This window comes from Hyphomonas sp. UBA3601 (genome assembly GCF_002375605.1).
In the GTDB taxonomy this organism is placed as follows: Bacteria; Pseudomonadota; Alphaproteobacteria; order Caulobacterales; family Hyphomonadaceae; genus Hyphomonas.
This window is the reverse complement of the sequence record NZ_DFME01000135.1, coordinates 6,877-12,104: the sequence shown is the minus strand read 5'-3', so window position 1 is coordinate 12,104 and position 5,228 is coordinate 6,877. Positions and strand designations below refer to the sequence as shown.

The 5,228-nt window shown below is 60.2% G+C and carries 7 protein-coding genes; 4 read left to right on the top strand and 3 right to left on the bottom strand.

The features are described from left to right. From B4F73_RS15325 to B4F73_RS15315, 3 genes are all read left to right on the top strand, one after another. Positions 1-311: hypothetical protein (locus B4F73_RS15325; protein ID WP_290483702.1), on the top strand; the 311-nt coding region annotated here is incomplete at its 5' end. A 2-nt stretch (positions 312-313) separates the two neighbouring features. Next, complete coding sequence (locus tag B4F73_RS15320; RefSeq protein WP_290479048.1) at positions 314-760, top strand: NUDIX hydrolase; 447 nt, start codon at positions 314-316, stop codon at positions 758-760. Between the two features lie 60 nt (positions 761-820). Continuing rightward, complete coding sequence (locus B4F73_RS15315; protein ID WP_206992566.1) at positions 821-1,606, top strand: SDR family NAD(P)-dependent oxidoreductase; 786 nt, start codon at positions 821-823, stop codon at positions 1,604-1,606. 72 nt (positions 1,607-1,678) lie between these two features. Here B4F73_RS15315 and B4F73_RS15310 read toward each other — a convergent pair whose 3' ends face one another. Beyond that, positions 1,679-1,975, bottom strand: coding sequence for a hypothetical protein (locus B4F73_RS15310; protein ID WP_206992565.1), 297 nt, complete (start codon positions 1,973-1,975; stop codon positions 1,679-1,681). Positions 1,976-2,393: 418 nt separating this feature from the next. Here B4F73_RS15310 and B4F73_RS15305 point away from each other — a divergent pair, with 418 nt between their 5' ends. Further along, positions 2,394-3,377, top strand: a complete 984-nt coding sequence (locus tag B4F73_RS15305) for an NAD(P)H-dependent flavin oxidoreductase (RefSeq protein WP_206992564.1) — start codon at positions 2,394-2,396, stop codon at positions 3,375-3,377. A gap of 56 nt (positions 3,378-3,433) precedes the next feature. Here the strand turns inward: B4F73_RS15305 and B4F73_RS15300 are convergent, their stop codons facing one another. Further along, the gene (locus B4F73_RS15300) at positions 3,434-4,654 is read right to left on the bottom strand and encodes a PQQ-dependent sugar dehydrogenase (RefSeq protein WP_290481045.1); all 1,221 of its coding nucleotides are present in this window, start codon (positions 4,652-4,654) and stop codon (positions 3,434-3,436) included. A gap of 65 nt (positions 4,655-4,719) precedes the next feature. After that, on the bottom strand, positions 4,720-5,228 hold a 509-nt coding region (locus B4F73_RS15295; RefSeq protein WP_290483701.1), incomplete at its 5' end, for an NAD(P)-dependent oxidoreductase.

Sequence of the window (5,228 nt, the reverse complement as noted above, 5' to 3'; positions counted from 1 at the left end):
TGGACGCGCTCGAACAGACGGCCGGCGAAGCGCTCCGCCAGCCGACCCCACACGCGGAAGTCACCGCCGCCCATGCCGCTCGCCTGAAGTCGATCCGGCGCGCCGTGATATTCGATCAGATCCTGACCGCACTCAAGCGCAAGAATGTGTTGGGCGCGGCCAAGCTCGTCGGGACAGAGCCATCTGTCATTCCACTGCTGAGGATGCCGCTAATCCATCGAATCCAGCAGCGCACGGGTAACCCGCTCGCACGCTCGGATCAGCATCTCGAGGCCGAATTGGTGAAACTGCGCGCCCTTTGCGAAGCTTGAGCGTGGCAAACGCCAGTTCCAGAAGCGTGGTCCCGGCGGTCGGCACGGTCTGCTTTCGGGGAGACGATGTTCTTCTGATCCAGCGGGGCACCAAACCCTTGCAAGGCGAATGGTCCCTGCCCGGCGGCCGGATCGAAGCGGGCGAGCGCGCGCCGCGTGCGGCGCTGCGCGAGGTCGCCGAAGAGACCGGGATCACCGCACGGCTCGTGGGCTTGGTAGATGTCGTGGACGCGATCTTCACCTCGCGCCAGACCGGCGACGTGACCCGTCACTACCTGTTGTTCGACTATGCTGCGGTTTGGGTATCCGGAAACCCGGTAGCCGGGGACGACGCAGCCCATGCCGAGTGGATCAGTCCTGACAGGCTGGCCACCTTGCCGCTATGGGACGAAACCCGTCGCATCATCGATTCCGCGCGCCATATAGTTCACAGCTCAAACGAAGCTTGACCGCCCCTACGTCACCCGCTTGATCTGCTGCCCAAGCAAAAAAGTCGCGGAGGACACAATATGACATACGCCCCATTCAACTTGGCCGGAAAGGTCTGCGTCATCACTGGCGGCAACAAAGGCATTGGCCTCGGCATGGCCGAAGCGCTCGCTGCCTCCAATGCGGATGTCGTGATCTGGGGACGCAAGGAAGATGACAACGCTGCGGCCCTCAAAAAGCTCGAAGGTCTCGGAACTGGCAAAGCGTCTTCAAAGAAGGTCGACGTGGCCGAGGAAGACCAAATCGTGAAGGCCATGGCCGAAACCGAAGAAGAGTACGGTCGAATCGATACCTGTATCGCCAATGCCGGGATTGGGCGCGGCGCGGCCAATTTCCATGAAATGACTTTGGAAACGTGGCAGTTCAATCAACGAATCAACTCGGAAGGCGCCTTCCTGACCTTGCGCGAGGCCGCCAAATCCATGGTCAAGCGTGCCAAGGCTGGCGATCCAGGTGGCTCCCTGATCGGAACAGCCTCGCTCGCAGCGCTGTCGGGTGCAGCGCGCAATCAGGCATATGGCCATACCAAGGGCGGACTCATCGCCATGATGAATGCCATCGCCGTCGAATATGGCCGCTATCAAATCCGCGCAAATTCCATTCTGCCGGGCTGGATCGCGACTGACATGACGGATGGCGCGCAGGACAGCGACGTTTTCAACAGCAAGGTCATTGCGCGCGTTCCAATCCGTCGTTGGGGCAAGCCGGAGGATTTCGGCGGAATTGCCGTCTATCTGGCGTCTGACGCTTCGAGCTTCCACTCGGGCGACACGCTGCTGGTAGACGGCGCGTACCAGAAATTCTGATCGGCCGCCTGGTCTCACAAAAAAAGGGCTGCCCGAGGGCAGCCCTTTTCAATTCTGGTAGGACCAGACCGATTACTCGGTTGGCTCTTCTTCAAGTTCGTCCGCAGCGTCGTCGACAGCTTCTTCAGCGTCATCCATTGCTTCGTCCATTGCATCGCCTGCATCTTCCGCAGCCGCTTCAATGTCGTCGCCAGCTTCGCTGAGCGCGTCGCCTGCATCGGCAGCAGCTTCGTCCATTGCATCAGCAGCATCATCTGCAGCTTCTTCGATGGATTCAGCAGCCGTCGTATCTTCAGGAGCCGTTGTTTCTTCTGCAGCGCATGCAGCCAGCACAAGCGCAGCGGCACCGATAATCAGGAGTTGTTTCATGCTTTATTCCCCTACTTCAGGTCAAAGATGACCGGGCAGAGGTTTAACATCTGCCGACCACGACGCAAAGATGGTTTCAGCTGAAGGTCTGATGCAGCGCTTTTTGCGCGAACTGCGCCCAAAACAGCGAATTCGCGCTCGAACGGCGCAGATTTGGGCCGATTCGGGCACTTCTTCATCACCTTCCCCCCTAAATATCACCGTCTCCGATTCGCAAGCGAATGGTCTTTCAACCCGCCAATCGCGTTGAAACAGGGTCCGGTTCCGCTTTGCGCCCGAATCACGTGGATAGGTTTGGAGCCAATCAGCGCCCCACTCCCTGCCAAGAACGGCGCTTGGTCAAACAGCCTTGCGTTGACGCAAGGACGGCAAATTACGGTCTTTTCAGAAGAGTTCATAAAGTCAGGGAGACGCCGTCATGGCCATAAAAACCGCACTCACAGAAATGTTGAATACCGAACACCCCATCATGCTCGCGGGCATGGGCGGTGTGTCCTACGCCGAAGTTTGTGCGGCCATGTGCAATGCGGGCGGATACGGCGTGCTCGGCATGGCGGGGACGACCCCGGACTTCATTGAAGGCCAGATGAAGCGCGTGCGCGAACTGACCGACCGGCCCTTCGGCGTGGACTTGCTGGCCGCCAGTCCGGAAAGCCTTGAAGAAAGCGTGGATGTCATCATCAACAATGGTGCCGACAGTTTCATAGCCGGTCTCGGCGTTCCGATGCCGATCATGGAGCGCCTGCAAAAGGCGAATGTGAAAGTCATGGTCGTTGGCGGCGCGGTGAAGCATGCCATCAAGGCCGAACAGGCTGGCTGCGATGCGGTCATCCTGCAGGGCGGCGAAGGCGGCGGGCATACCGGTCTGGTGGGGACGATGCCGTTGGTGGCACAAGCCGTGGAAGCCGTGAACATTCCGGTGATCGCGGCAGGCGGCATTTATGATGGCCGCGGCCTCGCAGCAGCGCTCGCTCTGGGAGCCTGCGGCGTCTGGATGGGTACGCGATTCATCGCCTCGACCGAGGCCCATGCCGCTCAGATGTACAAGGACACGGTCGTCGGCGCGGGCGATACTGATACAACACGCACGCGGTGCTATTCCGGTAAGCCGATGCGTTGCCGCACGAATGACTATATCAATGACTGGGAAACGCGCCCGCAGGACATTCAGCCCTTCCCGCACCAGGCCATCCACTCTACCCGGACAGGCGTAATTGGCGGCATCGGCGGGATTACGGACGAAGCCAAACTCGATGCGGACACCTCCTGCTTCGCCATGGGCCAGTCGGCTGGCGGCGTGAGAGAGGTCAAGCCCGTCGCGGAGATCGTGGCGGACATCATGCGCGATGCCGAGTCAGCCATCGACCGGATGGCCAGCCTGCGGACCAAAGCGACCGCATAGAAATCATCACGCCGGAAACATATACAGCCGGGCCCACAGGCCCGGCTGAAATCGTTTTACTGCGCGGCGGCCGGTGTCAGCTTGATCAGGCGGCCACCTTCCTTGTCTTCCAGAACATAGAGCGCGCCGTCTGGTCCTTGCTCGACTTCGCGAATGCGTTTTCCCCATTCATAGCGCTCGGCTTCCCTGGCAACCGGCTCGGTTTGACCATCCTTGGGCGGTTGTCCGAGATTGTCAGTCGGCTCAGTCTCGAAGGAAACGCGGATCAAAGCTTGCGAAGACAGCCCTCCGATGAATGCATTGCCCTGCCAATCGGCAAACATCTCTCCATCATAGAATACCAAACCGGCCGGGCTGATGGCTGGGACCCAAGCGATCGCCGGGTCCTCGAAAATCGGATTGCTTTCATGTGTCGGGATCGGCTTGCCGCTATAATGATCGCCCTCAGAAACTTCGGGATAACCGTAATTCTCGGACCGTACGATCAGGTTCAACTCGTCCCCGCCTTTCGGACCCATTTCAACCACCCAGAGGCGCTCTTGCCCGTCAAATGCAATGCCCAGCGGATTGCGATGACCAAGCGTCCATACCTGGTCCGCAACCGCGCCGTTTCCAAAGAAGGGGTTGTCCTCCGGAACAGACCCGTCCTGATTGACACGAACGACCTTGCCCAGATTCATGGCCATATTTTGCGCCGGAGTGAATTTCTGGCGCTCTCCTGAGGCGATGAAGAGATGACCATCCGGTGCGATGGCAAGACGATGGCCGTAATGGCCGTTGCCTTTCACTTTTGGCGTCTGGCGCCAAATCACGTCGCGCCCCTCCAATGTGCCGCCCGTGGCGGTAAGGGTCAGCGTTGCCCGCTCAACGGCTGCTCCGCTCAAACTCTCATCCGTCTCATCGCGTTCAACGTAGGAAATGAAGACGGTGCCGTTCTCAGCGAAGTCCGGGTGGACGATGATGTCCCCCAGACCTCCCTGCCCCATTGCCGTGACCGAAGGGACGTTGGCGATTTCGCCCAGTTTCTTGCCCGCGGTATCCAGCAGCCAGAGATCACCATCCTTTTCTGAGACGAGTGCGCGGCCATCCGGCAGGAACGTCATCGCCCAGGCGCTGTCAAAGGTTTCGAGCGGGATAGCGGTGAGCTGCGTGCCGCTTGTGCCAGTGACCGTCATGGCGTCGGGTGCAGTGGCCTCATGATGTTCAGCGGTCGCACAGCCCACGAGCATGATTGCGGCGCTGCCGCTCAGCAAGGAGCGCAGGATGAGTGATGACATGGGAATTCCTCCGGTGGCAGATGTCTGCCAACCGGAACGCCCGACGGCCCAAGCAGTTCCACTGCTCAGTCAGCAAACGTCTCGCGCGGCACCACGTGCTTGAGCGGCTCATTGGCCAGATAGCGCTTGAGATTGTCCAGAAAGGTCTCGTCCGCGCGAATATAGGTCGCCTGGGTCATGGCGCTGTTGTGCGGTGTGATCGCGACTTTGGGATGGCGCCAGAGCGGGCTGTCGCTTGGCAAAGGCTCTTCAGCGGTGACGTCAATTGAGGCGAAGGCCGGGCGCCCCGCATCCAGCGCCGCGACGAGCGCTGCCTCATCTACCAATTGCCCACGGCCAAGATTCATCAGCAGCGCATCCGGGCGCATGGCTGCCAGGAATTCCGCGTCCACCATGCCAGCCGTTTCATCTGTCAACGGAACGCTGAGCAGGACCACGTCGGCTTGCTCGAGTTCGCTCTTCACCAGCGCCATCGGCACAATATGATCAGCACCCTCAGCCGGACCAGGCGAGCGCCGTGCGCCCGTCACATGACCGCCGAGTAGCTGGACCCGCTTGCCGACCGCCGACCCGA